This is a genomic window from Streptomyces sp. NPDC013317 (assembly GCF_055563155.1).
This window is the reverse complement of the sequence record NZ_JBVHDX010000004.1, coordinates 506,915-532,000: the sequence shown is the minus strand read 5'-3', so window position 1 is coordinate 532,000 and position 25,086 is coordinate 506,915. Positions and strand designations below refer to the sequence as shown.

Genomic DNA, 25,086 nt, shown 5'->3' with positions numbered 1-25,086 from the left:
ACGTGCGCACCGCCTTTCCCCTTGTGCCTGCGAGTCCTGTGCCCCTGAGGCGGACAGCAGCCCCTCGCCTTCAGGCAGAACTCTGCCATACGACATTGACATCCTCTATGTTCAGACCCCTACTCTATGCCAGAGCTCATACACATAGCTGACTACGAATAAGACAGAGGTGATCCTCCGTGTCCACCGGCAACCCGCGGGCGACGCTCGCCGCGGCGTGCGTCGTCGGCCCGCTCATGACCCTGGTCGTGACCGGTCCCTCCGTGGCCGTCCCCGACATCGGCGCCGACCTGAACAGCTCGCTCGCCGCCGCGCAGTGGGTGGTCGACGGCTACATGCTGACCGCGTCCAGCAGCCTCGCGGCCATGGGCTCGCTCGCCGACCGCATCGGCCACCGCAGGATGTTCACCTGGGGCATGGCCTTCTTCGCCTTCTGGATGGCCGTCTCCGGTCTGGCGAACAGCATCCTGCTGCTCGACGCGGCGCGCGCGATCGCCGGCTTCGGCAGCGGCGCGGCGCTCGCCTCCATCACCGCGATCCTGGCGCAGTCCTTCGACGGCCCCGCCCGCGCGAAGGCCTTCGGCCTCTTCGGCACGTTCCTCGGGGCGGGCCTCGCGTTCGGGCCGATGTTCGGCGGCGTCCTGGTCAACCTGTGGGGCTGGCGCTCGGTCTTCCTCGTCCTGGCCGCCGTCTCCGCGCTCGTCCTGCTGAGCACCCCGCTGCTGCCCCGCACGGAACCCCAGCGCGGACCGCGGTTCGACTGGCCCGGCACGCTCGCCTTCGGCTTCGGCGTCGCCCTGTTCGTCCTCGCCCTGGTGGAGGGCCCCGGCCGGGGCTGGACCGACCCGGTCGTACTCGGCTCCTTCGCCGTCTGCCTCGTCCTGATGGCGACGTTCGTCGCCGTCGAACGCCGAGCCGAGCACCCGATGTTCGACCTCGGCCTCTTCGCCCGTCCGCAGTTCCTCGCCGTCTGCCTGGTGCCGCTGGTCCTCGCGTTCAGCTTCGTCGCCCTCGTCATCGTGCTCCCGCCGTACCTGACCTCCACGAGCGGCCTGTCGGCCGTCCGCATCGGCCTGGTCCTGCTGCTGCTCACCGGCCCGTCGCTGGTGATGCCCGCCGTGACCGGTGTGATCGCCCAGAAGGTCTCGCAGCGCGCCCTGTTCGTCGTGCTCCTCTCCTTCTCCGCCGTCGGCGCCGCCTGGCTGACGATGGTGGACCCGGGCGCCTCGACGGCCGCGCTGGCCGGTCCGCTGCTCTGCCTCGGCATCGGGTACGGCATCTCCCTCGGCATCCTGGACGGCGCGGCGGTCTCGGCCGTCGAGCCCGAGCGGATGGGCATGGCCGCGGGCATGTTCAACACGGTGCGGCTCGCCTCCGACGCCGTCTCCATGGCCGGGCTGGCCACCCTCGTCACGGCCCTCACCAAGAGCGCCCTCGACAGCGACGCCGTCTCCGCCTTCCCGGGCGGCGCCGACGCTCTGACCTCGCGGGCGCTGCAGGGCGGCCTGACCGAGGCCGCGGGCGAGCTGCCGGCCGGCGAGGTGCGGGACCGGGCCGTGGCCGCGATGGCCGACGCGTACGGCAGCGGACTGCACACCACCATGTGGATCGTGGCGGCGGCGTGCGTGGTCAGCGCGGTCGTCGTCGGCAGCCTGCTCAAGGGCCGTAAGGACTCCGCCGAAGGGTCCGACGACACGTCCGCCGACGCCTCCGCCGCTCCCGGCGACGGCCACGGCGGCCCGGCCGCGACGGCGCCCGAGCCCGCCGCCGCGCACTGAGGGGGCGACCGTGACCCAGACCTCCCTCGGACCCGTCGAGGTCCTGCCGCCCTACGTCGACGAGCAGCTCGTGGAGCGCCTCGGCATCGAGATCAGCGTGTGCGAGCCCGATCTCGTGATCGGCACCATGCCGGTGTCGGGCAACCGCCAGCCCATCGGACTGATGCACGGCGGAGCCAACGCCGTGCTCGCCGAGACCCTCGGCTCGCTCGCGGCCTGGGTGCACGCGGGCGCCGACCGGATCATCGTCGGCCAGGAACTGTCCTGCACCCACCACGCCGGGGCACGCTCGGGCAAGGTCACCGGCCACTGCCGGCCACTGCACGTGGGCACCCACACCGCCACGTACGAGATCGTCATCACCGACGACCGCGGGCGGCGCACCTGCACCGCCCGGCTGACCTGTGCGATCCCGCCGGCCCGGCGCCGGTCCGGCCGGTGACCCGGGAGGCCCCGGGGAACGACCGCGGGCCTGCCCGAAGGCGGCAATGCGCGACTACTGCTTCGTCCTCTGCCGTATGCAAGACTATTGACATGGCGAACACGACGACGGAGACGGTCGCCGCCGACCGACTCGGGCACACGATCAAGAGGGCTGAGCAGGCCCTCATCGGACGCAAGACCGAAGTGCTGCGCGAATTCGGGCTGACGGTTCCGCAGTACTCGGTCCTACTGCTGCTGTCGCTCTCCGACGGCATGTCCGCGGCACAGCTCGCGCGGGAGTGCATGGTCACGCCGCAGACGATGGCCACGGTCCTGACCAACCTGGAGAAGGCCGATCTCGTGTTCCGCGAGCCCTCGGAGCTCCACCAGAAGGTCGTGGTCAACCGGGCGACCCGGGCCGGCCGCGCCATCGCCAAGAAGGCGGACAAGGCGGCCCTGCATGTCGAGGGCTCGCTGAGCGCCGAGTTCACGCCCGAGGAGCTCGCCCACTTCCGGGAGTACCTGGAGCGGGCGATCACCGTCCTGGGGTCCTTGGAATAGCCTTCCGAATCCCTTGGCGTGATCTGAGGAAACCACGGTGAATTCATCTACCACGAATCACCGCGGTTTCCTTTTTTCACTGTTGCGGCCGCACTGCCGCGACCAAAGTAAATAGCAGGAACAGAACGTGTAAATGTTTGCCACCGAGGGCTGCCCCTAAACTGTTTTAGGACAGGGTCCTGCTATGGTTGGCTGGTCTCGCGCGCTGCGCACCACGGGCGACGGGGGATGCAGGGATCAACCATTTCGTCACCGACGGGATGGATGGCCCAATTCAGGGGGAGTGGTGCAGACAAGGGGGAGTCGTGCAGATTCATGTCCTGGGACCGATGACGATCCTGAACGACGAGCTTGAACCGATCGTCCTGGCGCCGAAGCCGCGCCGACTGCTGGCTTTACTCGCTGTCAACGCGGACAGCGCCGTATCCGTCCACGCACTCGTTCAGGAGTTGTGGGGGAACAATCCGCCGCGAACGGCCACCGCCACGATACAGACTTACATCGGACAGGTCCGGCGTACCATCGCAGAATCCCTCGGAAAGAGCGCCAATCAAGTCGCCGAGGAAATCCTGATAACCGAGGGCGGCAGCTATGTGCTGTCCACCGCGAATGTCGCGCTCGACTCCACGGAGTACGAGATGCTCGTCGCGACCGGTAACGCGGCGATTCAGCGTGAGGAATTCGTCCAGGCATCGGACCTGCTGCACCGGGCCGTCGGACTCTGGCGCGGGCCCGCGCTCGTCAACGTGGAGGCCGGCGAGCTGCTCGGCGCCCGGATCGTCCACCTCGAGGAGTCCCTGCTGTGCGCGCTGGAGCACCGGATCTACGCCGACCTCCAGCGCGGAGCACACCACACTCTGGTGCCTGAGCTCACCGAGCTCACCACCCGCCACCCGCTGCACGAGAACTTCCACCGGCACCTGATGCTCGCCCTGTACCGCTGCGGCCGGCGGGCCGAGTCGCTCGCCGTCATGCGGCGGCTGCGCGCCCGGCTCGTGGAGGAACTGGGCCTGGAGCCCTCACCGTTCCTGGTCCAGCTGGAACAGGACATCCTCCGCGGCGAACCGTCCCTGGACTGGCCGCGGCTGCGGGCCGCCGCCGACGTGGTCGTACGGCAGGCGGACCGCAGAGCGATGCGGCATGTGGTGCACCTGGCCCCCCAGATGCGGGCGACCGGCTGACGGAAGAAGCCGTCCGGCGACGGGCGGCACGGAGACACGAAGACCGCGGGTCGGCGGGGGCACGAAGCCCCCGCCGACCCGCGGTCTTCGTCATGCCGGGGCCTTCGGTGCGTCGAGCCCGTCCAACGGCGGCCTGGGGGCGCCGGGCGCGGGTGACCGGTGGGCCTGCGGCGCCGGGCGCGGATGCCCGGCGGACCTGGGTACGGGGCGGCGCCGCCAACCCGCGGTCCTCGGTGCCTCAGGTGCCGCTGACGAGCAGGCACGACCAGGTGAAGCCGGCGCCGGCGCTCACCACGAGGGCGTACTCGCCGGGGCCGAGCAGCCGCCGGGAGTGCAGGTCCGCGAGGCTGGCCGTGGCGTCTCCGGCGCCCAGGTGCCCGGTGTCGGCGCCTGGCCGCAGCAACTCAGCCCCGGTGAGCTTCGTCAGCTCCGGTGCGTAGGCCAGGTCGACGGTCTTGCGGCCAAGACGCGGCGCCACCACATACCGCAGCGCCACATCGCCCGCAGCCGCCAGGCAGTCGCCCACCGCCGACCGCAGCGCGGCGGCGCTCGCCCCGGTGAAGGCCTCCATGCCCTCCGCCTGGAGGAACGCCTTCTTGGTACGGCGGATGTCGACGCGCGGCCCGAGGGAGCGGGCCGCCGGGCTGAACGGGTCGTCCCCCCGGTGCATCCGCTCCAGGCTCGGCGCGGCCACGGTGGAGAGGGCGTGCAGGACGAGGTCGGCCGGCCGGCCGCCTCCGGTCGCACCCGCCGCCCCGCCCCCGGTTCCGGGCGTGGTCCCGGCACCGGCCTCGGCCCCGTTCCCCGGCAGGTGGTGCAGGACGAGCGCGGTGGCCCCGTCTCCGTACGCGATGCCGTAGTCCCCGCTCCAGCGGTCGAAGCCCGGTTCCACGAAGGCGTCGGCCGTGGTGACCAGGGCGTGGCCGAGCCCGGGTTCGACGAAGAGCCGGGCGGCGGCCAGCTCCACGGCCGCCGCGCCGCCGTTGCACACCTGCTGGACGCCGACGGGCACGGCGTCCCTGGCACCGACCCCGTCGGCGACGAAGTGCGCGGGGGACCACAGGTCGTGGCCCTGGTAGTGGATCCAGGCGTGCATGACCAGGCCCACGGCCGCGGCGTCCACCCCCGCCGCCGCGAGGGCGTGGCGGCCGGCCTCGACCGCCATCTCGGGCGGGGCGAGGTCGGCCACCGGAAGCCGGTCGTAGCCCAGCTCCTCGGCGGTCTCGGCGTCGACCAGCTCCCTCGCGACGGCCTCCTCGGAGCTCTGGCGCCCGGCGGGCAGCCAGACCGAGGGGGCGGAGATGCCCAACGGGCTGGGGAGACGCATCACTCGGCCCCGGCGGCCGCGCGCTTCCCGGCCGCGCGCTGTCCCGTGGCGCTCTGCCCGGGCACGTCGCAGCCCGGGTCGGGCGCGGCCTTGGTCGGGCCGGTGGCGTTCTTGGGGAGGATGTCGACGACGTACAGCTCGACCGGCTCCGTGCCGTTGTTGACGCCCATGTGCACGGTGTCGGGGCCCACGGGCTCCACGAGCGACTCGCCCGGGCCGTACTCCCGTACCGAACAGTCCGCGCCCTCGATCCGGGTGAAGGTACCGGAGTCGATGACGGCGATCTCCTCGCCGAGGTGGTAGTGCCAGCCCGTGGAGGCGCCCGGCTGCACGACCGCCTTGCGGTAGAGGACCTTGCGGTCGCCGTTCGCCTTGATCTTGAAGGGTGCCGAGGTGACGCCCTCGCTCAGCACGACCGCGCTCACCGGCGGTATCTCGGCCTGGGCGACGGGCTGGGTGGCGAATCCGACGCCGAACGCCACGGCGGCGACGGCACCGGCCGTGACGAGCTTGCTCTTCTTGACCACGGGAAACGTCCTCTGCTCACGGGAACCGAACCGCAGCCATGTTTATCAGAGCATTGGCACTGAATCGTGGTCTGTCTTGGCTTCCTGGGCTGGCCTCTTGTCGGCCTTCAGCGGTTCTTGTGCGGACCTCGCGGATCGGCGCACCCCCACCCGCCTCAGCCGCCCCAACCGCCTCAACCGCCCTCAGCCCACCTCAACCCGGCCTCAGCCCACCTCAACCGGCCTCAGCCCACCCCCGGCCCACCCCCACCCCGCCGCCTCAGCCCGCCTCGACCAGCGAGATACGGCCCTTCCGCTCGTCCCGCGCGAGCAGCTCCACGACCCGCTCACGCACATCGGTACCGGCCCGTGCCGTGTGAAGCATCAGACGGATGCCAGGGCGGTCCGGGATCTCGAGGACCGAGTGATCGAAGATCAGACACCCCGCCCACGGATGGTCGATCGCCTTCACGCCCTGGTTGGTCGCCGTCAGCTCGTACCGCGACCACAACGACGCGAACTCCGCGCTCTCCGCCTCGAGTCGACGCGCGATCCGGGTGAACTCCGGCTCCTCGGGGTACCGTGCGGCGTCGCGGCGGAACTCGGACACCAGGCCCGGCGCGACCTCCGCCCAGTAGCGATGGCGCGCCCGGAAGGCCTGGTTGGTGAAGAAGGCCACCAGGCAGTTGGTGTCACCCTCGCCGAAGCCGAAGACCAGCTCGGCGGCCCGGTTGGCCCCCACGATGTTCCAGCACCGGTCGATGACGTACGCCGGGCTCGGCATCCAGCCCTCGAGCAGAGCCGTCAACTGGGCCGGATCTCCCGGCTCGTCCGCCGCCGTGCGCCGCGGCGGGTTCATCCCCGCCAGCCGGTACAGGTGGTCCCGCTCCACCGCGTCGAGCAACAGCGTCCGGCTGATCGCGTCCAGGACCTGCTCCGACACCTTGATGTCCCGGCCCTGTTCGAGCCACGTGTACCAGGAGGCCCCGATGCCGGCCAGCATCGCGACCTCCTCCCGGCGCAGTCCCGGAGTACGTCGGCGACCACCGGGAGCAAGACCCACGTCCTCGGGACCGAGGCGCTCCCGGCGCGTGCGCAGGAAGTGCTTGAGCTCCTCGCGTCGGCGGGGCTCCCGTACCGCGTTGAGGCTGGTGGTCATGAACCCATGATACTTTCGCGCTCCCCACGCCGTGGCGATATTTGCCAGCCTTCTGGCATGACTTCCGACTCCGCCACTTCGCAGGGCAAGGTGCCCTTCACGACCCGCCAGTGGCTCATCATCGCGCTCCTGTGCGGCGCGCAGTTCATGCTCGCCCTGGACTTCTCCATCCTCAGCGTCGCCCTCCCCGTCCTCGGCGAGGACCTGGGCTTCCAACTGAGCGACCTCCAGTGGGTCGTGACCGCGTTCGCCCTGCCGTCCGGCGGCCTGCTGCTGCTCTTCGGCCGGGCCGCGGACCTCTACGGCCGCCGCAACTGGTTCATCGCGGGCATGGTGCTCTTCACCGTCGCCTCGCTGGCCGGCGGCCTCGCCCCCACCCCCGGATTCCTGCTCGCGGCCCGTGCCGCACAGGGCGTCGCGGCGGCGATGCTGACCCCGGCGGCGATGTCGCTGCTCACCACCAGCTTCGCGGAGGGCTCGCAGCGCGACCGCGCGCTCGGCATCAACGGCGCGCTGCTGTCGCTCGGCTTCCTGTCGGGCGTGGTCCTCGGCGGGGTCGTCACCGACCTCACCAGCTGGCGCGTGACACTCTTCATCAGCGTCCCGGTCGGGATCGTCGCCTCGATCGCCGCCCCGATCCTCATCAAGGAGAGCCGTAACGAGGAGACGCCGAGGCTCGACCTCCTCGGCGCGGTCACCGTCACCGGCGGCCTGCTGTCGATCATCTTCGGCATCACCTCCGCCGAGCGCAACGGCTGGGCCTCCACCACGACCCTGCTCTCCCTCGGCGCCGGACTCGTGCTCCTGATCGCCTTCTTCGCCGTCGAGTCCCGCGTCACCGCCCCGCTCGTCGACCTGCGGGTGCTGCGCCGGCGGACCGTCAGCTGGGGCAACACCACCGGCCTGGTCACCTTCGCGATGATGACCGGCATGGTCTTCCTGCTGACCCTCTACATGCAGCAGGTCCGCGGGATGAGCCCGCTCAACGCCGGTTTCACGTTCGCCTCGCTGGGCGTCGCGGCCGTCCTCGGCGGCGCGTTCGCCGCCCGGATCATCGGCAGGATCGGCGTCCACCGCGCGCTCGTCTACGGCCTGCTGCTGCAGGCGGCGAGCACCGCGGCGCTCTACTTCCTCGACACCGAGGGCGGCATGCCGCTGCTGCTCGTCGCCACCGCGACCGGCGGCTTCGGCCACCTCCTCGCCGTCGTCGGCTACATGATCACCGCCACCTCGGGCCTGCCCGACCACGAGCAGGGCCTCGCCACGGGTCTCGCCTACACGGGGCAGCAGCTCGGTGTCACCGTCGGCACCCCGATCCTGGCCACGGTCGCCGCGGCCGGCATCGACTCGGCCGGCGGCAGCGGTCCGGCGGCGGTCCTCGACGGCGTACAGAACGGTCTGCTCCTCGCGGCCGGCGCGCTGCTCCTCGCGGGCCTGGTCGCCATCGCGTTCCTGCGCCCCCGGCAGACGGCGGCTCCTGCGTCGGACGCGGGGGCCGGGACGGGGGCTCCCCTGGCCGACCAGCAGATCGCGGCGCGCTGACAGACCGAGGAGGACGATCCGCATGCGTATGCGCTACCTGGGCCGTACCGGCCTGCAGGTCTCCGAGATCTGCCTCGGCACCATGACGTTCGGGGGCCGCCACGGCTTCCAGCACATGGGCCGGCTCAACACCATCGAGGCCCGACGGCTCGTCCACCAGAGCATGGACGCGGGCGTCAACTTCTTCGACACCGCCGACATGTACTCCGCCGGACAGTCCGAGGAGGTGCTCGGCGCGGCCCTCGGCGACCGTCGCGAGGACGTCGTCATCGCGACGAAGGTGCGCTGGCAGATGCCGGACGGCAGCAGCGGCCCGAACGACCGCGGGCTCTCCCGGCACCACATCGTCCGCTCCGTCGAAGCCAGTCTGCGCCGCCTGGGTACCGACTACATCGACCTCTACCAGACACACGGCTGGGACGGCCGGACACCGTGGGAGGAGACCCTGCGGGCCCTCGACGATCTCGTACGGGCCGGCAAGGTCCGCTACGTCGGCGCGTCGAACCTGACGTCCTGGCAGCTCACCCGGGCGCTGGCCACCAGCGAGAGGCAGGGCCTGGAACGGTTCGCCTCGCACCAGATCCAGTACAGCCTGGCCGCCCGCGAGGTCGAGTGGGAGCTGCTGCCCATGGCCGAGGCGGAGGAGGTCGGCGTCATGGTGTGGAGCCCGCTCGCGGGCGGGCTGCTCAGCGGCCACCAGGAACGGGGCGGCAGGCCCCCGGCGGGCACGCGGCGGGCGGTCGGCTACTTCGAACCGGTCGACCCGGAGCGCACGTTCGACACCATCGAGGTCCTCCGCGAGATCGCGAAGAAGCGGGAGGTGTCCCCGGCACAGGTGGCGCTGCGCTGGGTACTGGAGGGCCGCGGCGTCACCTCGGTCGTCATCGGCGCCCGCAACGAACGCCAGCTGGCGGAGAACCTGGCCGCGACGACCTGGTCGCTGACCGAGGAGGAGCGTGCCGCTCTCGACGGGGTCAGCGCGCCGCCGCTCCCGTACCCGTACTGGCACCAGGAGTACTGCGACGCGGACCGCGTGAGGGAACCGGAGGAGCCGGGCGGGGAGTGAGGGCCTTCGTACCGCGCGAGCCCCATGGGTCACGGACCCATGGGGCTCGCGCGCATACGCCCGCTGTCCACCCACTGGCGGCCACTGGGCGGCCACTGGGCGACTGCTGGACGACTGATGGACGGCTGTTAGACGGGGCAGGGCCGGTACTCGAGGCTCAGCTCGCGGTCGACCGCGTAGCTGGTACGCATGGACGCGTCGATGACCTGCTGCCAGGAGCCGTACTTGACGTAGAGCTGGTCGGCCGTGGGGCCGAGAGGATTGCCGTACTTGGCCATGTTCCGCTCCTCCAGGACGCGGACCTCCTCCTCGGACATGCCGGCGCGGGTGATGGCCTTGGCCTGGTTGCGCATGTCGACGAGCTCACGGGCGATCTCCTCGTCCGATGCACCCGCCTCACGCATGTTGGCCTCGGTACGGTGCATGTCCTCCAGGAGCTCGTGGTACTGCATCCGGGTCCGCTGGGCCTCCACCTTCTCGTCCATGGGAAGGACCCGGAGCCGGCACACGACGGGGTCGGCGCTCGGACAGGGATCGTCGGCGGCGACGGGCCGGGCGAGCGGAGCCGTGATGACCGACCCGCAGGCCTCCCCGGCGACCGCCACGGAGGACCCGGCCGTGGCCAGCAACGCGACGGTGGCCACGAGGGGGAGGAGGGCACGGCGGGGCAGGGATGTGGAAATGCGCATGCCCGCATCCTTGGCCCCGAAGCACCACAGCCTCACGCCGCCACACCGATGATCACCCCTACGGGGCGGGCGGGCTGGGGGGCGGGATGGGGGTGGGGGTGTAGGCGGGGATGCGGCTGAGGATGTGGCCGGACTCGTGTGGTGATGTCACCGGTTCGGGGGGTCCGCAACGGCAGAGACGTTACGCCCGCGCGTGCGCTAAGTAATCACTGCAACACTCTGCGCAACACCCGGTGGGGGTGCTCAAGCAGGAGGAAACGTGCGGAAGTTGATGACGACAGCGGTTGCGGCGGGGCTGTTCTTGGGTGGGGCGGGGGTTGCGGTTGCGGACGGCTGGCACACCCTTCCGCGTATGGACGACCGGGGTGTGGTCGCCACTGGCAAGTACAAGTGGGAGCCCAGGGGACAGAACCACGGCGGCTTCCACTTCGAAGTGAAGCTCAAGGACGACGAGAACAACGACGGGCACAACGTCTACGTGGAGTCAAAGGTCGAGGGCTACAGCTGGAGCCGCCTGTACGGAGTGCAGAGGAGGACCGTCTCTCTCAAGAAGGTGATCTACGACGGAGCAGCTCAGGTCACGAGCGAGGCGTGGATCCGCGCCTGCCGTGACCGTGGGTCCCTGCGCCCGGACAACTGTTCCGACACCGTGTACCGCGAGCGTCCGAGGCAGCGGTAATCGCAGGCACAACGGTTCTGGGGGCCGCCCACCTGTGGCCCCCACGGCAAGGGAGTTCGCACCACGATGGACGCCATTCTCCGCGCTGAGAGCGTGGATCTCTTCTACGGAACGCAGAAGGCCGTCAACGGCGCGGACTTTTCGCTGAGGCGCGGGGAGGTGACAGCCATCATGGGGAGCAGTGGTTCCGGGAAGTCGTCGCTGCTGTACTGCCTGGCAGGGGTGTTGGCTCCGACGAACGGCTCTGTCTCCTTCGACGGGGTCGCCTTCTCCAAACTCTCCGACGATGACCTGAGCACGCTGCGACGGGAGCGGTTCGGCTTCGTCTTCCAGTACGGGGAATTGCTTCCCGAGCTGACGGTCGAGGAGAACGCCGCCCTGCCGCTGAGGCTCGCCGGCCAGCGCAAGGCTCCCGCGCACGCGGCTGCCGGGGAAGTCCTCGGGCGGCTCGGGATGACCGAGCTGCTGCAACGCCGGACCTCCCAGCTCTCCGGCGGGCAGAGCCAGCGGGTCGCCGTTGCACGGGCTCTTGTCCATCGGCCGGACGTCGTGTTCGCCGACGAGCCGACCGGAGCGCTCGACAGCGTCAACGCCGCCGCCGTGCTGGAAGAGTTCCTGCGGCTGGCACGGGATCAGGGCACGGCCGTCGTGATCGTCACTCACGACGCGACGGTGGCCGAGCACGCCGACAGCCGGTACACGATGGCCGACGGGATCCTGAAGTGAACCCCGTCCTGCTCGGCATGGTGCTGGTGTGGCGTGGTGGACGGAGGGGCCGCGCCCGCTTTCTCCTGATGACGTTCGGCTGCTCGCTCGGTGTGGCCTGCCTCGCCGCCGTGCTTACCATTCCGGGAATCCTGGCCGCCCACGATGCTCGGTCCGCCGCCCGCGAGCCGCAGACCAACTACGAACTGAAAGAGGGCTGGTCGACCTCTGACACGATCGCTCAGAGCCACCAGGACGCTTATGGCTCTCAGCCGCTCCGTCGCGTGTTCATCGCCCGCTCGGTCTCCGGTCCGGCGCCTGTCCCCCCAGGCCTCGACAGACTGCCCGCCGCAGGGGAGGTGATCGTCTCGCCTCGTTTGCATGAGGTCTTGGCCGCGTCGCCCGGCGTCGCCGGCCTCCTGCCGGGCAGGGTGTCAGGCACGATCGGCCCGGAGGGACTCGCCGGAGCCGACGAGTTGTACGCCTACGTCGGCACTTCCCATGCTCAGCTCTCGGATGACGAACGTCTTCGGCGCGTGGACTACTTCGGTTCGCAGTACGCGATCACCGAGGTGGTCGAAGAATCCACGCTGGACATCCTGAGGTTCACCCTCGCGTGCGTGGTCCTGCTCCCACTCGCCGTATTCCTTTCGGTGTGCGCCCGGCTGTCGGCCGAATCCCGCGCCCGCAGGCTCGCCGCACTACGGCTCGTCGGTATGAGCGTCAAGGACACCTTGCGAGTCAATGCCGGCGAGACGGTGTCGGCCGCATCCCTAGGGGCGCTGCTCGGGGTCGGTGGGTACCTCGTTGTCAACGAGATCATGGCGAGGGTAGGCCTGCCGGGACTTCACTGGTACCCGGCCGACGGCCACCCCGAAGCCACCACGCTCGGAGCCTGCCTGATCCTTTGCCCGGCGCTCGCCTGGTTCGTTGGACAGCGCAGTGCTCGCACAGCGGCACGTACCCCACTCAACGTCCGTCGCACTACCGATCGGAAGCCGCCCGGGGCGTACGGAATGCTTCTGCTTGTTCCAGGACTCGGAGTCATCGGCGGCTACTGCGCCCTCAGTGTGTTGGGGAGGGATCCGTCCGGCGGCTCGGCAAGCACCCTCCTCATTCCCGCAGCCGTGCTGCTGACCGGAGCTGGCCTGGTCTTCGGTCTGCCGCCAATTACGGCGTGGCTCGCCCGTCGATTGGCGGGCACCACACGATCTCTACCGTTGGCGCTCGCCATGCGTCGCGCCGAGGTCGAGCCCGGCGCCTCACTGCGCGTAGTCACCGGTCTGGTGCTGCTCGTCTACGCCACGTCCCTCACCCAGGGCGTGCTCGTGGAGCTCAGTCAGGTAAGCCGCAACACCTCGCCCATTCAGGAGTACAGAGTCAGACTCGCCGAGCTGACCCCGGAGCAGCGGGAAAGCATGACCAAGGTGAAGGGGATTAGGGCACACGGCGTCAGCACTCCGACCTGGTACGACGCTGACGGAACCAGCGATGCGACCGTCGACGTTACGGTCGCGAGCTGCGCGCAGCTTATGGCCTTCAGCGCATCATCCCGCGGCTGCGTCGATGGGAAGATCGTCCGGCTGCGGCGCCCAGACAACATGCCGTCTGAGGATGCCAAGCCAGGAGCAAGGTTTCCCATTCTCTTGGACAACGGCAAGAAGTTCAGCGTTGACGTCCCCCAAGACCTGCTGACAGTGCGCACCTACCAGTCCTACGACTTGAGCGCTGCAGACCTACTCGTCCCACCCACTTTCCTCCCGGCGGACGCGCTCCCTGCAGACGGCCAGCTCGTTCTCGCCACTGATTCCGATCCTCAGACAGTCCGCACCACCCTCGACGCTCTTGGCACCATCGCCCCCACCGCCACGATCCAACCCGTCGGCATCGTCATCACCTCCCTCGCCCAACTCACCGTCATCCGCAGTCTCCTAGCCGCCGGCATGGTTCTCGGGCTCGTCATCAGCGTCGCCGCGTTCGTCGTGTCCGTCGCCGATCGGGCCATGGAGCGGCGGGCTCAGGTCGCCGCGCTCGCGTTGCTCGGGGCTCGGGCGGCGACCCTGCGCGTCGTGCAGTGCGCTCAGGTGGTGTTGCCGCTGGCCCTCGGGCTCGGGGCCGCCGTCGTCACCGGGTGGCTGGCCGAGTCCAGTTATCTGATCACCGGGGGTGGGGCCGTGCACTGGGACTGGAGTGGGCTTCCCCTGCTCCTCGCCTGCTGCCTCGGCGTGCTCGTCGCCGCCACGGTCGCCTCCCTGCCGCTCGTCCGGCGTCACGTAGACCCGGAGCACATCCGGCGAGACTGACCGGCCGCCCGGCTCCCGGCCCCTGACGCCAGAAGCACGGGGGCCAGGTCCCCGGGCGCCAGGGCCTCCCGCCCCGGCCCCGCCCCGGCCCCGCCCCGCCCCTCACGCCGCCAGCTCGTGCCCCGTTCGCTTTGTTACCCGGCCCGTCAGGGCCAGTGTCGCCGTCGCCGCCGTCAGGCCGCCTGCCAGGGCCGTCCACCAGAGGGTCGACGGGCCCGCGCCCGTGTAGAGCGTGACGCCCACGGTGAGGGCCGTGAAGCGGGCCAGGCCCCAGGTCCAGCTGAAGGCGCCCTGGTAGCGGCCGCGGGCGTGGGGCGGGGCCAGGTTGGCGACGACCGTCGCCGCGATGCCCGCGACCACGACCTCGCCCAGCGACCAGACGACCACCGACACCGTGAAGCCCACGATCCCGTCCGCAAGGCCCGTCAGGGCCACGCCGACCGCGATCAGTACACTGCCCGCCGCCTGCACCCACAGCTGGGGCAGGCGGGTCAGCCTCGCCGTGACGAAGGGCTGGAGCCCGACCACCAGGATCGCGTTGACCGCCGCCATCGCCCCGTACACCGCCGGCGACAGACCGCTGTCCTGGACGGCGAGCGGCAAGGCCACCTCCGTCAGGGAGTAGACGAAGAGCTGGATCCCGAAGAGAGGGAGCAGCGCCAGGGCCAGCCGGTCCCGGAACACCACTCCGTAACCGATGCCGTCCTTCGCGCCCCGTGCCGGCTCGTCTCGACGCGGCTCCTTCAGGCGCGTCGCCACCACCACCGCGTAGATCAGCATGGTTCCCGCGTCCACCGCGAACAGCAGCCAGTAGCCCCGCGCCGCCAGGAAGCCGCCGAGGACGCCCGCCACCGCCGTACCGATGTTCACGCCCCAGCCGAAGAGGGCGTACGCGCGCTGCCTGCGCTCCGCGTCGACCGCGTCGGCCATCAGCGCGAACGCCGCCGGGCCGACCAGGGCCCCCATCGCGCTGATCAGCAGCGCCGCCGCCGCCATCGTCCACACACCGGGCGCCACGAACAGCGCGCCCTGCGCCGCCGCCGAGCCGACGAGGCCGAGCAGCATCGTGGGGCGGCGGCCCACTCGGTCGGCGAGGACGCCGCCCACGGCCGGGCCGAGGAGGTTGCCCGCGCCCAGGGCGCCGAGGACGTACGTCGTCTCCGGACCCGTGACGTCGCGCGCGGCGAGGAAGAAGACGAGGAAGGGAGTGACCATGAAGCCGAGACGGTTGATGACCGTTCCGGCGAAGAGGGTCCACACGGTGGGCGGGAGTCCGCGGAAGGAGGAGAGCATGCGAGCACCATGCTCCCGGGACACCCGACCCATCCATTGATTAAGCTCAGGCCGAATCCACCGTCGGTGACGAGGGGGCGCGCGCGTGGAGACCGGACTCAGTTTCTCGGCGGCCGATCTGGCCCAGACCCGTTTCGCGGTCTCCCCCATGTGGGAGGTCGTCACCAGCTTCCGACTGCTCCGCGAGGCCGACGACCCGCCCCTGCATCGGCGTTGGGCCGCTCAGGTGCGGCCCCGGATCGGCGCCGCCGGGCTCGACCGCGGCTGGCTCGCCGAGCTGATCCCCGGGCACGGTTACCTCGCCGACTTCCTCAACCCGACCCCCACCACCCCCTTCCCCACCCTCGCCGCCGAGCTCGACGCCATCCGCACCTCCACGCCCGCGCAGGTGCGCAAGGACCTGGACATCCTCCGCACCAAGGAGCCGCGCGGCCCCGGGCACCGCCCCTCGCCCCGTATGCGGCTGCTGCGCGAGGCCCCCGAGGAGGCCCTGGAGAAGGTCGCCGCCGAGATCGAGGCGTACTGGGAACTCGCCCTCGCCCCCTACTGGGCCCGCATCCGCCGCCTCCTCGAAGCCGACGTCTTCCACCGCGCCCGGCAGGTGGCCGAACACGGCTCGGCGCGTGTCCTGAGCGAACTGCACGAGACCGTACGGTGGGACGACGGCACCCTCCGCCTGGTCCGCCGCCACTGCGCGCTGACCCGGGACGAGGCGGGCTCCGGGCTGCTGCTCGTCCCCTCGGCGTTCGCCTGGCCCCGAGTCCTGACCCGCTCGGTGTCACCCGAACCGCCCCAACTCGCCTATCCTGCACGCGGTATCGGCAACCTCTGGGAGCCGCGCAGGTCCGCCGCGACCGATGCCGTCGCCGCCGTACTCGGCCGTTCCCGCACCCTGCTCCTCACCGAACTCGACACCCCGGCATCCACCACCCGACTCGCCGCCGACTGCGGCCTGTCGGCCGCCGCCGTCTCGCAGCACCTCACCGCGCTGCGCGACGCGGGCCTCGTCACCGCGCACCGCAGCGGCCGCTCGGTCCTCTACGCCCGCACCTCGGTCGCGGACGCCTTGCTCTCTCCCACGGAGGAACTCGTATGACCTGGTCATGGTCCTCGCCCTGGTCCGAGCGTGTCGTCATACGCGACGGAGTACGGCTCTCCTGCCGCGACTGGGGCGACGGCGACGGCGACGGCGGCGACGGGACCTCGCCCGCCGTCGTCCTCCTGCACGGGCTCGCCGGGCACGCCGGCGAGTGGGACGCCACCGCCGTACGGCTCCGGGCCGAGGGCCACCGGGTCGTCGCCGTCGACCAGCGCGGGCACGGCCTCAGCGAGCGCCTCCCGCAGGACACCTCACGCGCCGCGTACGTCGCCGACACCGTGGCCGTCATCGAGGAACTCGGCCTCACCCGGCCCGTGTTGATCGGGCAGTCGCTCGGCGGGCACGCCGCCATGCTCACCGCGGCCGCCCACCCCGGCCTGCTGAGGGGTGTGGTGCTCGTCGAGGCCGGGGCCGCGCAGGGTGACCCGGGGGTCGCCGACGACATCGGCGCGTGGCTGAAGAGCTGGCCGGTGCCGTTCCCCACCCGGGAGGCGGCCGCGCGGTTCCTGGGTGGCGGCCCCGTGGGCGAGGGCTGGGCGGCCGGCCTCCAGGAACGGGACGGCGGCGGGCTGTGGCCGCGATTCGACGCCGAGGTCATGGTGCGCTCGCTCGCCGAGAACGGCACCCGGGCCTGGTGGGAGGAGTGGGCGGCGATCGACTGCCCGAAGCTCATGGTGATCGCCCAGAACGGGATCATCACGGCGGACGAGTTGGACGGCATGGTCGGCCGGCGCCCCGACACCTGGACCGCGAGCGTCCCGGCCACGGGGCACGACGTCCATCTGGAGCGGCCGGACGCACTCCACCAGCTGCTCGCCGCGTTCCTCCGCGACGTGGACGGATCGGAAGTCGCGGACGGCCGGGAAGGCCCGAGCGGTCCGGAAGGCCAGGAAGGACGGAAAGACCAGGAAGGCCCGGAAGGCCCGGAAGGCTGGGAAGGCCGGGAAGGCCCCGGCCCAGTCACCCCTTGCGCTGGAGTCCACTCCAACTTCTAGAGTGCGTCGCGCGAAGCGGCCGCGCACACCCGGCCCGCACGCCCAACGGGGAGATGAGAAGCATGCGTTATCGCGTACTCGGCGGAACCGGCATCGAAGTCAGCGCGTACTGCCTCGGAACGATGATGTTCGGCGCCGTCGGCAACCCCGACCACGCGGACTCCGTACGGATCATCCACGCCGCCCTCGACCAGGGCATCAACTTCGTGGACACCGCCGACATGTACTCGACCGGCGAGTCCGAGGAGATCGTCGGCCAGGCGCTGCGCGACCCGCGCCGCCGCGCCGAGACCGTCCTCGCGACGAAGGGGTACTTCCCGATGGGCGAGGGGCCGGCCCGCGGCGGGCTCTCCCGGCGCTGGCTCACCCGCGCGGTCGAGGACAGCCTGACGCGGCTCGGTACCGACTGGATCGACCTCTACCAGGTCCACCGGCCCGACCACCGTACGGACGTCGAGGAGACGCTCTCCGTCCTCGGGGACCTCCAGGCCCAGGGCAAGATCCGGGCGTTCGGCTGCTCCACCTTCCCCGCCGAGGAGATCGTCGAGGCGCACGCCGTCGCCGAGCGCCGCGGACTGCGCCGCTTCCGTACCGAGCAGCCGCCGTACTCGCTGCTCGCGCGGGGCGTGGAGGCCTCGGTGCTGCCGGTGGCGCAGCGGTACGGGATGGGTGTGCTGACCTGGAGCCCGCTGGCCTCCGGGTTCCTCTCCGGGAAGTACCGCAAGGGCCGGCCGGTCGACCTGACCGGCGGGCGCCCCGCGCTCACCCCGCACCGCTTCGACCCGGAACTCCCCGGCAACGCGGCCAAGTTCGAGGCCGTCGAGCAACTGGCCGCTCTGGCCGAGCAGATCGGCTGCTCGCTGCCCGAGCTGGCCCTCGCGTTCGTGACGGCGCACCCGGCGGTGACGTCCGTGATCATCGGGCCCCGGACGGGGGAACAGCTGGAGGGGCTGCTGAAGGGCGCGTCGCTCCTCCTCGACGACGAGGTCCTCGACCGGATCGACGAGATCGTCCCGCCGGGGACGAACCTCTACCGGGCGGACGGCGTCTGGCAGCCGGAGTCCCTGACGGACGTGTCGCTGCGGCGGAGGCCGACGACGGACCGCGCGGCGGGCTGACCGGGCGACCGCTCGCGCGCGAAACCGCCCGAGCGTGGGCTTACGCGCTCGGCGGCCGCCCGCGCGGGCCCGCGCACAAGACGGGCCACCCGAACACGGGCCTACGCGCGACACGGGCCACCCGAGCGAGGGCTCACGCGCTCGGCGGCCGCCCGCGCGGGCCCGCGCCCAAGACGGGCCGCTCGAGCGCGGGTCCGTGCTCGAGCGGCCCGCGGCGGGCCGGCCACTCCTCCCGGGTAGCCCGCCCCGGCGCCGTCCCTGGTCCATGCTTGCTCGTATGGGGACGCACACACGCCGCCGGGTCGACGCCGACGAACGCCGGGCCCGCCTCGCCGTACGCCACCGGCTGGCGCCGTCGGCGCGGGCGTCGAGCGCCGAGGAGGTCGCGGCCTCCCTCGTCGCCCTGCACGCGACCGACCCCGCGAGCGTGTTCCTCGCCGTGGGGGCGCGGCTCGCCGGGGGCGGAAGTCCGGTGGCCGGGCTCGAACGGGCCCTGTACGAGGACCGGACGCTGACCCGGATGCACGGCATGCGGCACACGCTCTTCGTCTTCCCGACCGCTCTCGTCCCCGCCGTCCACGCCTCGACCACCCGCGACGTCGCCGTCCGCGAGCGCACGATGCTGCTCAGGGACCTGCGCAAGGGCAGCGAGTACGACGAGGCCTGGCTCGCCGAGACCGAGCGGCAGGTCCTGGCCGAGCTGACGGCACGGGGCGAGGCCACCGGGGCGGAGCTGGGCCGGGCCGTGCCACGGCTGCGCGCGCAGTACCTGTACGGGATCGGCACCCGGCAGGAAGGGCCCCAGTCGCTCTCCAGCCGGCTGCTGCGGATCCTCGGCATGGAGGGCCGGATCGCGCGGGGGCGCCCGCTGGGGGCGTGGACCTCCAGCCAGTTCCGCTGGGCGCCGACGCCCCGGCAGCCCCACCCGAGCGACGGGGACGCCCACGCCGAACTCGTACGGCGGTGGCTGGCGGCCTGCGGTCCCGCGACCGAGGCGGACCTGAAGTGGTGGACCGGATGGAAGGTCACCGACGTCCGCAGAGCGCTCGCGGCGACGGGCGCGGAGCCGGTGGAGCTGGCGGAGGGCACCGGCCATGTCCTGCCCGACGACCTCGAACCCGTACGGGCCGACCCCGAACCGTGGGCGGCGCTGCTCCCCGCCCTGGACCCGACGGCGATGGGCTGGCAGCACCGCGACTGGTACACCGATCCCGCGCACCGGGCCGCGCTCTTCGACCGCAACGGCAACATCGGCCCCACCGTGTGGTGGAACGGCCGTGTCGTCGGCGGCTGGGCGCAGCGCCCGGACGGCGAGATCGCGGTCCGTCTCCTGAGCGGCCGGGGTGAGGAGGGTGGTGCGGAGGCGACGGCGGCCGTAGAGGCGGAGGCGGCGCGGCTGCGCGGCCGGCTGGGGGAGGCCCGGGTGACGCCCCGGTTCCGTACACCGCTGGAACGGGAGCTCGCGGGCGCGCCGTAGCCCGTTCGCGTACCCGGGCCCGGGTGCGCGCCCGACCCGAGCAGGCACCCGAGCAGGCACCCGAGCCGCGCAAGCACCCGACCCGGGTACGCGCCCGACCCCAGCACGCACCGGCGCCGGGCACGCGCCGGCGCCGGCGCAAGGGCGTCCGTGGTCCCCCCGGGTGGAATCCCGAAGAAAACGCCTCCGGCTCCCGGCGAGGTGTCGAGAATCGGCACGCGGCTCCGACGTCCCCTGTGAAAGGCATCCGGGAACGGGTGAAGCGAAGCCACCGCCTCCGAAGGAGAACGTCATGAAGTACCTCGTCATGGTGCAGGGGTCCCAGGCCGACTACGACACGATGACCGGCAAGAGCACCGGGCAGGGCCCCGCGTGGAGCGAGCAGGACATGCAGGCGATGTTCGAGCACATGGGATCGATCAACAACGACCTCGCGGAGTCGGGAGAACTGGTCGACGCGCAGGGTCTCGTCGAGCCGGCCAGGACCCGGTTCGTCTCCGTCGACAAGGCCGGGCAGCCGGTGATCACCGACGGGCCGTACAGCGAGACGAAGGAGCTGCTCGCCGGCTACTGGGTTCTCGACTGCGCGAGCCTGGAGCGGGTCACGGAGATCGCTGCGCGCGTCGCGCGGTGCCCGCAGCCCGACGGTGCGCCGGAGTACCCGGTGGTGATCCGCCAGATCGACGAGCGGTCCGAGTCCGAGTTCCTCGCCGGCTGAGCGTGGACGTGGACGGGGACGAGACCGTCGAGGACCTGCTGCGCAGGCACGCGCCGCAGGTCCTCGGCGCGCTCGTGCGCCGGTACGGGCACTTCGACGCCGCCGAGGACGCCGTGCAGGAGGCCCTGCTGGCCGCGGCCCGGCAGTGGCCGGAGTCCGGGACGCCCGCGAATCCGCGGGGCTGGCTCATCCGGGTGGCCGCGCGGCGGCTGACGGACCAGCTGCGGGCGGACGAGGCGCGGGCCCGGCGGGAGGAGACCGCGGCGCGTCTGGAACCCCGCGAGACCCGGGCCGCGCCGTCCGACGACGACACCCTGACGCTGCTCTTCCTCTGCTGCGACCCCTCTCTCGCGCCCGCCGCCCGGATCGCGCTGACGCTGCGCGCGGTCGGGGGTCTCACGACGGCGGAGATCGCCCGGGCGCATCTCGTACCGGAGGCGACGATCGCCCAGCGGATCAGCCGGGCGAAGGCGAAGCTGCGCGACCACCCCTTCCATCCGCCCGGCCCCGACGACCGGGACGCACGCCTGGCGACGGTCCTGCAGGTGCTGTACCTGATCTTCAACGAGGGCTACACCGCCACCTCGGGCGCCGCCCTCCGCCGGGCCGACCTGGCGCAGGAGGCGATCCGGCTGACGCGGGCGGTCCGCAGACTGCTCCCCCGCGAGGCCACGGTGACGGGGCTCCTCGCCCTGATGCTCCTCACGGAGGCCCGCAGCGCCGCCCGCACGGGCCCGCACGGCGAACTGGTCCCGCTCGACGAGCAGGACCGGTCGCTCTGGGACCGGGCCGCGATCACCGAGGGCACGGCCCTGGTGGAGGAGGCGCTGACCGAGGGCCCGCCGGGGCCGTACCAGCTCCAGGCGGCGATCTCCGCGCTCCACGACGAGGCCCGCGTTGCCGAGGACACGGACTGGCCGCAGATCCTCGCCCTCTACGACGTCCTGGTCGCCGACTGGCCCGACCCGATGGCAGAACTGGGCCGCGTGGTCGCCGTCGCGATGACCCACGGCCCGGAGGCGGGCCTCACCGAACTCACCGCCCTGGAACCGCGCCTGAAGGACCACCACCGACTCTGGGCGGTCCGCGCCCACCTCCTGGAGCGCACGGGCGCGACCGAAGCCGCCCGCGCCGCCTACACCCAGGCCGCCGCCCTCACCCTCAGCCTCCCGGAACGCCACTACCTCCACACCAAGGCCGCCCGACTGAGCCGGTGAACGCGAGACCGTCCGTTCGTTTCGTGAATTGCACTGAATTTCACATCACGTCCTCGTACTCCGGCCCCGACGGCTACGGTTCCCCATGGGTCGAACATCCGGAACCAGATCTTTCGCGACCGTTCGCACTCTCCGACGACGGCCGCGTGTCCGTGGGGGGACATATGCACGAGATGTCCAAGGGAGCCAATGTCGGGCTGGCCTCGCTGAGCGAGGACGCGAGCTCGGTTTTCGTGGGCCTGAGTTGGAGCAGCGCGGCCGGGGACGGCGACGCGGACGTGTCCGTTCTGCTTCTCGACAGCAGCGGCAAGGTTCGCAGCGACGCCGACTTCTACTTCTACAACCACCCCGCCGCCGCCGACGGCAGTGTGCAGCTCCTGGGCAAGACCCCGACGGACAACGGCAGCGAGGACCGCATCGGGCTGGACCTCACCGCCGTACCCTCGGACGTGACGCGCATCGTCGTCGCCGCGAGTCAGTACGGAACGACGACCTTCGGGGCCCTCGACGACCTCCGGATGACCGTCTCCGACCGGTCGGGCGAAGCCCTCCTCGGCTTCTCCATCACGGACGCCACGATCGAGACCGCGTTCATCTTCGGCGAGCTCTACCGGCGCAACGAGGAATGGAAGTTCCGCGCCGTCGGACAGGGGTACGAGACCGGACTTGCCGGTCTCGCCACCGACTTCGGCATCGATGTCGTCGATGACGAAGAGGCCGACGGTACGGGCCTCGGAACGCATGACGCCGAACCGCCGACGGCGGCGGATCCTGCAGCCGAACGTCTGCTCGACGCCGTTCCGGCGCAGCCCGCGCCGAGGACCGGCCGCACCGGCCCGACACCGGAGGCCACCGCGACGACACCTGCACCTGCCCGCGGGCGCCGTGGCCCGCGCACGGCCAAGAAGAAGGTCACCCTCCCCAAGGCGGCCAAGAAGTCCCTCGCTGAGAGCGACTCCTGGAAGCCGGCTCGCCTCTTCCCTGTCCCGTCGTACAAGAGCGACAGGGAACGGGAGGTCCGGGCGACCTCGGTGCTCCTCTCGGTGATGGCGGAGGTCCCGGAGTTCGGCCGTCGGCTCACGGCCGGGTTCGGTGCCCCGGCCGGGCGGATGCAGACGTTCTCCGAGGTCGCCCTCCCCCACGGAGACACCCCCAAGCGGCCCGACGGGGTGATCAGGGTGGAGCGGGCCGGCAAGCTCTGGACCGCTCTCGTCGAGACGAAGACCAACGGGAATCCGCTGAAGGCGGAGCAGGTCCAGAACTACATGGACATCGCGGCCCGGCGAGGCTACGAAGCGGTCATCACGCTCTCCAACGACGTGGCCCTGGAAGGCAGCCCGCTCGTCGACGTCAAGATCGACGGACGTCGCAAGCACAAGGTGGCGCTCTGGCACCTCTCCTGGGCCGAAGTGGCCCATCAGGCACAGATGCTGATCCGGCACGAGGGCGTCGGCAACGCGGCGCACGCCTGGCTGCTGGAGGAGCTGCTGCACTACCTCCAGCACGAGAACTCGGGCTGCCACGGCTTCCAGAACATGGGCCCGTCATGGGTCCCCGTGCGCAACGGAATCGACGCCGAGACGCTCTGCCAGGGCGACCGTCAGGCCGTCGACGTGGTCGAGAGCTGGGAACGGCTGATCCGTCAGGTCTGTCTGCGCCTCGGAGGTGAGCTCGGGCAGAAGGCCCTGCCCGTCCAGCGGGCCAAGCGAGGCACGGACCCTGCGTCCCGACGTGCTGAGCTCGCGGACCGGTTGTGCGAGGAGGGCCGCCTGTCGGCGGAGGTGCGAGTCGACGGGGCGCATGGCGTCCTCGCGATCACCGCGGACCTGCGGACGGGGAAGTTGCGCACGTCGGTGGACCTTCCGGCACCGGAGGGCGGCTACCCGCTCACGATCGCCAAGCGGCTCGTCCGGGTTCTCGCCGAGGCGCCCGCCGACCTCCACGTCCAGACGCTGGTGGACGGCGGGAACGGACCTCGCGGCACACTGGAGCGTTTGCGGCCCGAACCCGGTGACCTGCTGCCGAAGGACGGAGCCCCGATCTCAGGATTCCGGCTCACGCTCTTCAAGGGCATGGGCGGGAGCCGGGGCAGTACTGAGTCTGGCTTCATCCGCAGCGTCGACGACGCCGTCGACCGCTTCTACGGGACGGTCGTCACGCACCTCGGCCAGTTCGAGCGCGGCACACCTCGTCAGCGGTCCGGCGGGGAGCAGCCGGTGGCCCTGAGCTGAGCACGCCGTCCCGCCGGCGGCCGCCCTCCGTCAGGGAGTGTCCGGGGCCGAGCCGAGGTGGGTCAGGGTGGTGTTCAGGTCCGGGGTGCAGTGGGTGGGGCGGTTGTGCGGGAGTCTGGCCAGTACTGCTGCCATGCCGCAGGTGTTCGTGAGCGCCGCGAGGACGAGGCCGCCCGCGGCGGCCGCCGAGAGCAGCTGCCAGGCCGGGTGGAGGAGCAGTCCCAGGGCCAGGCCGGTCAGGATCAGGGATCCGGCGGCGAGGCGGACCTGGCGTTCCATCGCCCAGGTGGCGCGGGCCGGCGCGCCCTCGGGGCGGGCGAGGGCGTGGCCGCGCGCGGACCAGCCCGTGGTGCCGCCCGTGAGGTCGAGCGCGGTCACGCCGTGCGCGGCGAGCTGTGCGCAGGCGCGGGCGGAGCGGTTGCCCGACTGGCACACCACGAGCAGCTCGCCCCGCGCGGCGGCCTCCTTGAGCGCGGGGAGCGCGCGGGAGAGCCGGTCGAGCGGGACGTTGAGGGCGCCCGGCACATGACCTGCGGCGTACTCGCCGGGCGTACGGACGTCGACGACCGTCAGATCGCCGAGTCGGGCCAGGGCCTGGTCTGCGTCGAGGGAGCGGGGAGCGGTCATGACAGGTGTCATCCTTGGTCTTCGACGGGACCCCGTTCGGGGGAGTAAATTACCCCCTGGGGTATCTGTGGAGGAGGAGTGGTGGAACTGGATCTCGCGGGCGCCGAGCTGAAGGCCGTCCTGAACCGGCTGCGCCGGGCACAGGGCCAGATCTCCGGCGTGATCCGGATGATCGAGGAGGGCCGTGACTGCGAGGAGGTCGTGACCCAGCTCGCCGCCGCCTCCCGGGCCCTGGACCGGGCCGGTTTCGCGATCATCGCGACGGGCCTGCAGCAGTGCCTGACGGACATCGACGCCGGCCAGAAGGACGGCGAGGACCGCGAGCAGATGCGGGCCCGGCTGGAGAAGCTCTTCCTCTCGCTCGCGTAGCCGCCGGCGGACGGTGGCCTGTC

At 71.6% G+C, this 25,086-nt stretch carries 23 protein-coding genes; 17 read left to right on the top strand and 6 right to left on the bottom strand.

Annotated features, from left to right (window positions below; translation table 11 throughout):
- The first annotated feature begins 179 nt into the window (after positions 1-179).
- The 4 genes from ACZ3IJ_RS15175 (at position 180) to ACZ3IJ_RS15160 (ending at position 3,943) form a co-directional block, all read left to right on the top strand.
- Positions 180-1,778, top strand: a complete 1,599-nt coding sequence (locus ACZ3IJ_RS15175) for an MFS transporter (RefSeq protein WP_467468259.1) — start codon at positions 180-182, stop codon at positions 1,776-1,778.
- Between the two features lie 10 nt (positions 1,779-1,788).
- The gene (locus tag ACZ3IJ_RS15170; RefSeq protein WP_467468257.1) at positions 1,789-2,220 is read left to right on the top strand and encodes a hotdog fold thioesterase; all 432 of its coding nucleotides are present in this window, start codon (positions 1,789-1,791) and stop codon (positions 2,218-2,220) included.
- 92 nt (positions 2,221-2,312) lie between these two features.
- Positions 2,313-2,762, top strand: a complete 450-nt coding sequence (locus ACZ3IJ_RS15165) for a MarR family winged helix-turn-helix transcriptional regulator (RefSeq protein ID WP_467468255.1) — start codon at positions 2,313-2,315, stop codon at positions 2,760-2,762.
- 305 nt (positions 2,763-3,067) lie between these two features.
- Positions 3,068-3,943: an AfsR/SARP family transcriptional regulator gene (locus tag ACZ3IJ_RS15160; protein WP_467468253.1), complete on the top strand. Its 876-nt coding sequence runs from the start codon at positions 3,068-3,070 to the stop codon at positions 3,941-3,943.
- 238 nt (positions 3,944-4,181) lie between these two features.
- On the opposite strand, the gene ACZ3IJ_RS15155 is transcribed toward ACZ3IJ_RS15160, so the two are convergent.
- From ACZ3IJ_RS15155 to ACZ3IJ_RS15145, 3 genes are all read right to left on the bottom strand, one after another.
- On the bottom strand, positions 4,182-5,270 hold the full coding sequence (locus ACZ3IJ_RS15155; RefSeq protein WP_467468251.1) for a 3-oxoacyl-[acyl-carrier-protein] synthase III C-terminal domain-containing protein: 1,089 nt from the start codon (positions 5,268-5,270) through the stop codon (positions 4,182-4,184).
- Positions 5,270-5,797: a cupin domain-containing protein gene (locus ACZ3IJ_RS15150; protein WP_467468249.1), complete on the bottom strand. Its 528-nt coding sequence runs from the start codon at positions 5,795-5,797 to the stop codon at positions 5,270-5,272. Before ACZ3IJ_RS15150 ends, ACZ3IJ_RS15155 begins: the two co-directional genes overlap by 1 nt.
- Before the next feature lie 259 nt (positions 5,798-6,056).
- On the bottom strand, positions 6,057-6,935 hold the full coding sequence (locus ACZ3IJ_RS15145) for a helix-turn-helix transcriptional regulator (RefSeq protein WP_467468247.1): 879 nt from the start codon (positions 6,933-6,935) through the stop codon (positions 6,057-6,059).
- Between the two features lie 57 nt (positions 6,936-6,992).
- Here ACZ3IJ_RS15145 and ACZ3IJ_RS15140 point away from each other — a divergent pair, with 57 nt between their 5' ends.
- The gene (locus ACZ3IJ_RS15140) at positions 6,993-8,477 is read left to right on the top strand and encodes an MFS transporter (RefSeq protein ID WP_467468245.1); all 1,485 of its coding nucleotides are present in this window, start codon (positions 6,993-6,995) and stop codon (positions 8,475-8,477) included.
- A gap of 22 nt (positions 8,478-8,499) precedes the next feature.
- The gene (locus ACZ3IJ_RS15135) at positions 8,500-9,543 is read left to right on the top strand and encodes an aldo/keto reductase (RefSeq protein ID WP_467468243.1); all 1,044 of its coding nucleotides are present in this window, start codon (positions 8,500-8,502) and stop codon (positions 9,541-9,543) included.
- A 128-nt stretch (positions 9,544-9,671) separates the two neighbouring features.
- Here the strand turns inward: ACZ3IJ_RS15135 and ACZ3IJ_RS15130 are convergent, their stop codons facing one another.
- Positions 9,672-10,232 carry a hypothetical protein gene (locus ACZ3IJ_RS15130; RefSeq protein WP_467468241.1) on the bottom strand — a complete coding sequence of 187 codons (561 nt, stop codon included), beginning with the start codon at positions 10,230-10,232 and terminating at the stop codon, positions 9,672-9,674.
- 352 nt (positions 10,233-10,584) lie between these two features.
- Between ACZ3IJ_RS15130 and ACZ3IJ_RS15125 the strand changes: the two genes are divergently transcribed.
- From ACZ3IJ_RS15125 to ACZ3IJ_RS15115, 3 genes are all read left to right on the top strand, one after another.
- Complete coding sequence (locus ACZ3IJ_RS15125; protein ID WP_467468239.1) at positions 10,585-10,911, top strand: hypothetical protein; 327 nt, start codon at positions 10,585-10,587, stop codon at positions 10,909-10,911.
- A 66-nt stretch (positions 10,912-10,977) separates the two neighbouring features.
- Positions 10,978-11,637, top strand: a complete 660-nt coding sequence (locus ACZ3IJ_RS15120) for an ABC transporter ATP-binding protein (protein WP_467468237.1) — start codon at positions 10,978-10,980, stop codon at positions 11,635-11,637.
- Complete coding sequence (locus ACZ3IJ_RS15115) at positions 11,634-13,919, top strand: FtsX-like permease family protein (RefSeq protein ID WP_467468235.1); 2,286 nt, start codon at positions 11,634-11,636, stop codon at positions 13,917-13,919. The genes ACZ3IJ_RS15120 and ACZ3IJ_RS15115 overlap by 4 nt, the downstream gene beginning before the upstream one ends.
- Before the next feature lie 102 nt (positions 13,920-14,021).
- Here ACZ3IJ_RS15115 and ACZ3IJ_RS15110 read toward each other — a convergent pair whose 3' ends face one another.
- Positions 14,022-15,212, bottom strand: coding sequence for an MDR family MFS transporter (locus ACZ3IJ_RS15110; RefSeq protein ID WP_467468233.1), 1,191 nt, complete (start codon positions 15,210-15,212; stop codon positions 14,022-14,024).
- An 85-nt stretch (positions 15,213-15,297) separates the two neighbouring features.
- Between ACZ3IJ_RS15110 and ACZ3IJ_RS15105 the strand changes: the two genes are divergently transcribed.
- From ACZ3IJ_RS15105 to ACZ3IJ_RS15075, 7 genes are all read left to right on the top strand, one after another.
- Positions 15,298-16,308 (top strand): ArsR/SmtB family transcription factor, encoded by a 1,011-nt coding sequence (locus ACZ3IJ_RS15105; RefSeq protein WP_467468231.1) that lies wholly within the window; start codon positions 15,298-15,300, stop codon positions 16,306-16,308.
- Positions 16,305-17,306, top strand: a complete 1,002-nt coding sequence (locus ACZ3IJ_RS15100) for an alpha/beta fold hydrolase (RefSeq protein WP_467468230.1) — start codon at positions 16,305-16,307, stop codon at positions 17,304-17,306. Before ACZ3IJ_RS15105 ends, ACZ3IJ_RS15100 begins: the two co-directional genes overlap by 4 nt.
- Before the next feature lie 62 nt (positions 17,307-17,368).
- On the top strand, positions 17,369-18,424 hold the full coding sequence (locus ACZ3IJ_RS15095; protein WP_467468228.1) for an aldo/keto reductase: 1,056 nt from the start codon (positions 17,369-17,371) through the stop codon (positions 18,422-18,424).
- A gap of 277 nt (positions 18,425-18,701) precedes the next feature.
- Positions 18,702-19,901 (top strand): winged helix DNA-binding domain-containing protein, encoded by a 1,200-nt coding sequence (locus ACZ3IJ_RS15090; RefSeq protein ID WP_467468226.1) that lies wholly within the window; start codon positions 18,702-18,704, stop codon positions 19,899-19,901.
- A 292-nt stretch (positions 19,902-20,193) separates the two neighbouring features.
- A complete protein-coding gene (locus ACZ3IJ_RS15085) occupies positions 20,194-20,619 on the top strand; it encodes a YciI family protein (protein WP_391799935.1) in 426 nt (141 codons plus the stop codon).
- 2 nt (positions 20,620-20,621) lie between these two features.
- Positions 20,622-21,836 carry an RNA polymerase sigma factor gene (locus ACZ3IJ_RS15080; protein ID WP_467468224.1) on the top strand — a complete coding sequence of 405 codons (1,215 nt, stop codon included), beginning with the start codon at positions 20,622-20,624 and terminating at the stop codon, positions 21,834-21,836.
- A gap of 164 nt (positions 21,837-22,000) precedes the next feature.
- The gene (locus tag ACZ3IJ_RS15075; RefSeq protein ID WP_467468222.1) at positions 22,001-24,067 is read left to right on the top strand and encodes a TerD family protein; all 2,067 of its coding nucleotides are present in this window, start codon (positions 22,001-22,003) and stop codon (positions 24,065-24,067) included.
- A gap of 30 nt (positions 24,068-24,097) precedes the next feature.
- Here the strand turns inward: ACZ3IJ_RS15075 and ACZ3IJ_RS15070 are convergent, their stop codons facing one another.
- The gene (locus tag ACZ3IJ_RS15070; RefSeq protein WP_467468220.1) at positions 24,098-24,694 is read right to left on the bottom strand and encodes a rhodanese-like domain-containing protein; all 597 of its coding nucleotides are present in this window, start codon (positions 24,692-24,694) and stop codon (positions 24,098-24,100) included.
- A gap of 81 nt (positions 24,695-24,775) precedes the next feature.
- Between ACZ3IJ_RS15070 and ACZ3IJ_RS15065 the strand changes: the two genes are divergently transcribed.
- A complete protein-coding gene (locus ACZ3IJ_RS15065; RefSeq protein ID WP_352192439.1) occupies positions 24,776-25,063 on the top strand; it encodes a metal-sensitive transcriptional regulator in 288 nt (95 codons plus the stop codon).
- The last annotated feature ends 23 nt before the right edge of the window (positions 25,064-25,086 follow it).

Bases quoted from the DNA above. Each gene is read 5' to 3' on its own strand.
- ACZ3IJ_RS15145 (WP_467468247.1), bottom strand. From the start codon at position 6,935: ATGACCACCAGCCTCAACGCGGTACGGGAGCCCCGCCGACGCGAGGAG.
- ACZ3IJ_RS15085 (WP_391799935.1), top strand. From the start codon at position 20,194: ATGAAGTACCTCGTCATGGTGCAGGGGTCCCAGGCCGACTACGACACG.
- ACZ3IJ_RS15090 (WP_467468226.1), top strand. From the start codon at position 18,702: ATGGGGACGCACACACGCCGCCGGGTCGACGCCGACGAACGCCGGGCC.
- ACZ3IJ_RS15135 (WP_467468243.1), top strand. From the start codon at position 8,500: ATGCGTATGCGCTACCTGGGCCGTACCGGCCTGCAGGTCTCCGAGATC.
- ACZ3IJ_RS15130 (WP_467468241.1), bottom strand. From the start codon at position 10,232: ATGCGCATTTCCACATCCCTGCCCCGCCGTGCCCTCCTCCCCCTCGTG.
- ACZ3IJ_RS15155 (WP_467468251.1), bottom strand. From the start codon at position 5,270: ATGCGTCTCCCCAGCCCGTTGGGCATCTCCGCCCCCTCGGTCTGGCTG.
- ACZ3IJ_RS15140 (WP_467468245.1), top strand. From the start codon at position 6,993: ATGACTTCCGACTCCGCCACTTCGCAGGGCAAGGTGCCCTTCACGACC.
- ACZ3IJ_RS15075 (WP_467468222.1), top strand. From the start codon at position 22,001: ATGCACGAGATGTCCAAGGGAGCCAATGTCGGGCTGGCCTCGCTGAGC.
- ACZ3IJ_RS15125 (WP_467468239.1), top strand. From the start codon at position 10,585: ATGGACGACCGGGGTGTGGTCGCCACTGGCAAGTACAAGTGGGAGCCC.
- ACZ3IJ_RS15095 (WP_467468228.1), top strand. From the start codon at position 17,369: ATGCGTTATCGCGTACTCGGCGGAACCGGCATCGAAGTCAGCGCGTAC.
- ACZ3IJ_RS15100 (WP_467468230.1), top strand. From the start codon at position 16,305: ATGACCTGGTCATGGTCCTCGCCCTGGTCCGAGCGTGTCGTCATACGC.
- ACZ3IJ_RS15110 (WP_467468233.1), bottom strand. From the start codon at position 15,212: ATGCTCTCCTCCTTCCGCGGACTCCCGCCCACCGTGTGGACCCTCTTC.
- ACZ3IJ_RS15165 (WP_467468255.1), top strand. From the start codon at position 2,313: ATGGCGAACACGACGACGGAGACGGTCGCCGCCGACCGACTCGGGCAC.
- ACZ3IJ_RS15120 (WP_467468237.1), top strand. From the start codon at position 10,978: ATGGACGCCATTCTCCGCGCTGAGAGCGTGGATCTCTTCTACGGAACG.
- ACZ3IJ_RS15070 (WP_467468220.1), bottom strand. From the start codon at position 24,694: ATGACCGCTCCCCGCTCCCTCGACGCAGACCAGGCCCTGGCCCGACTC.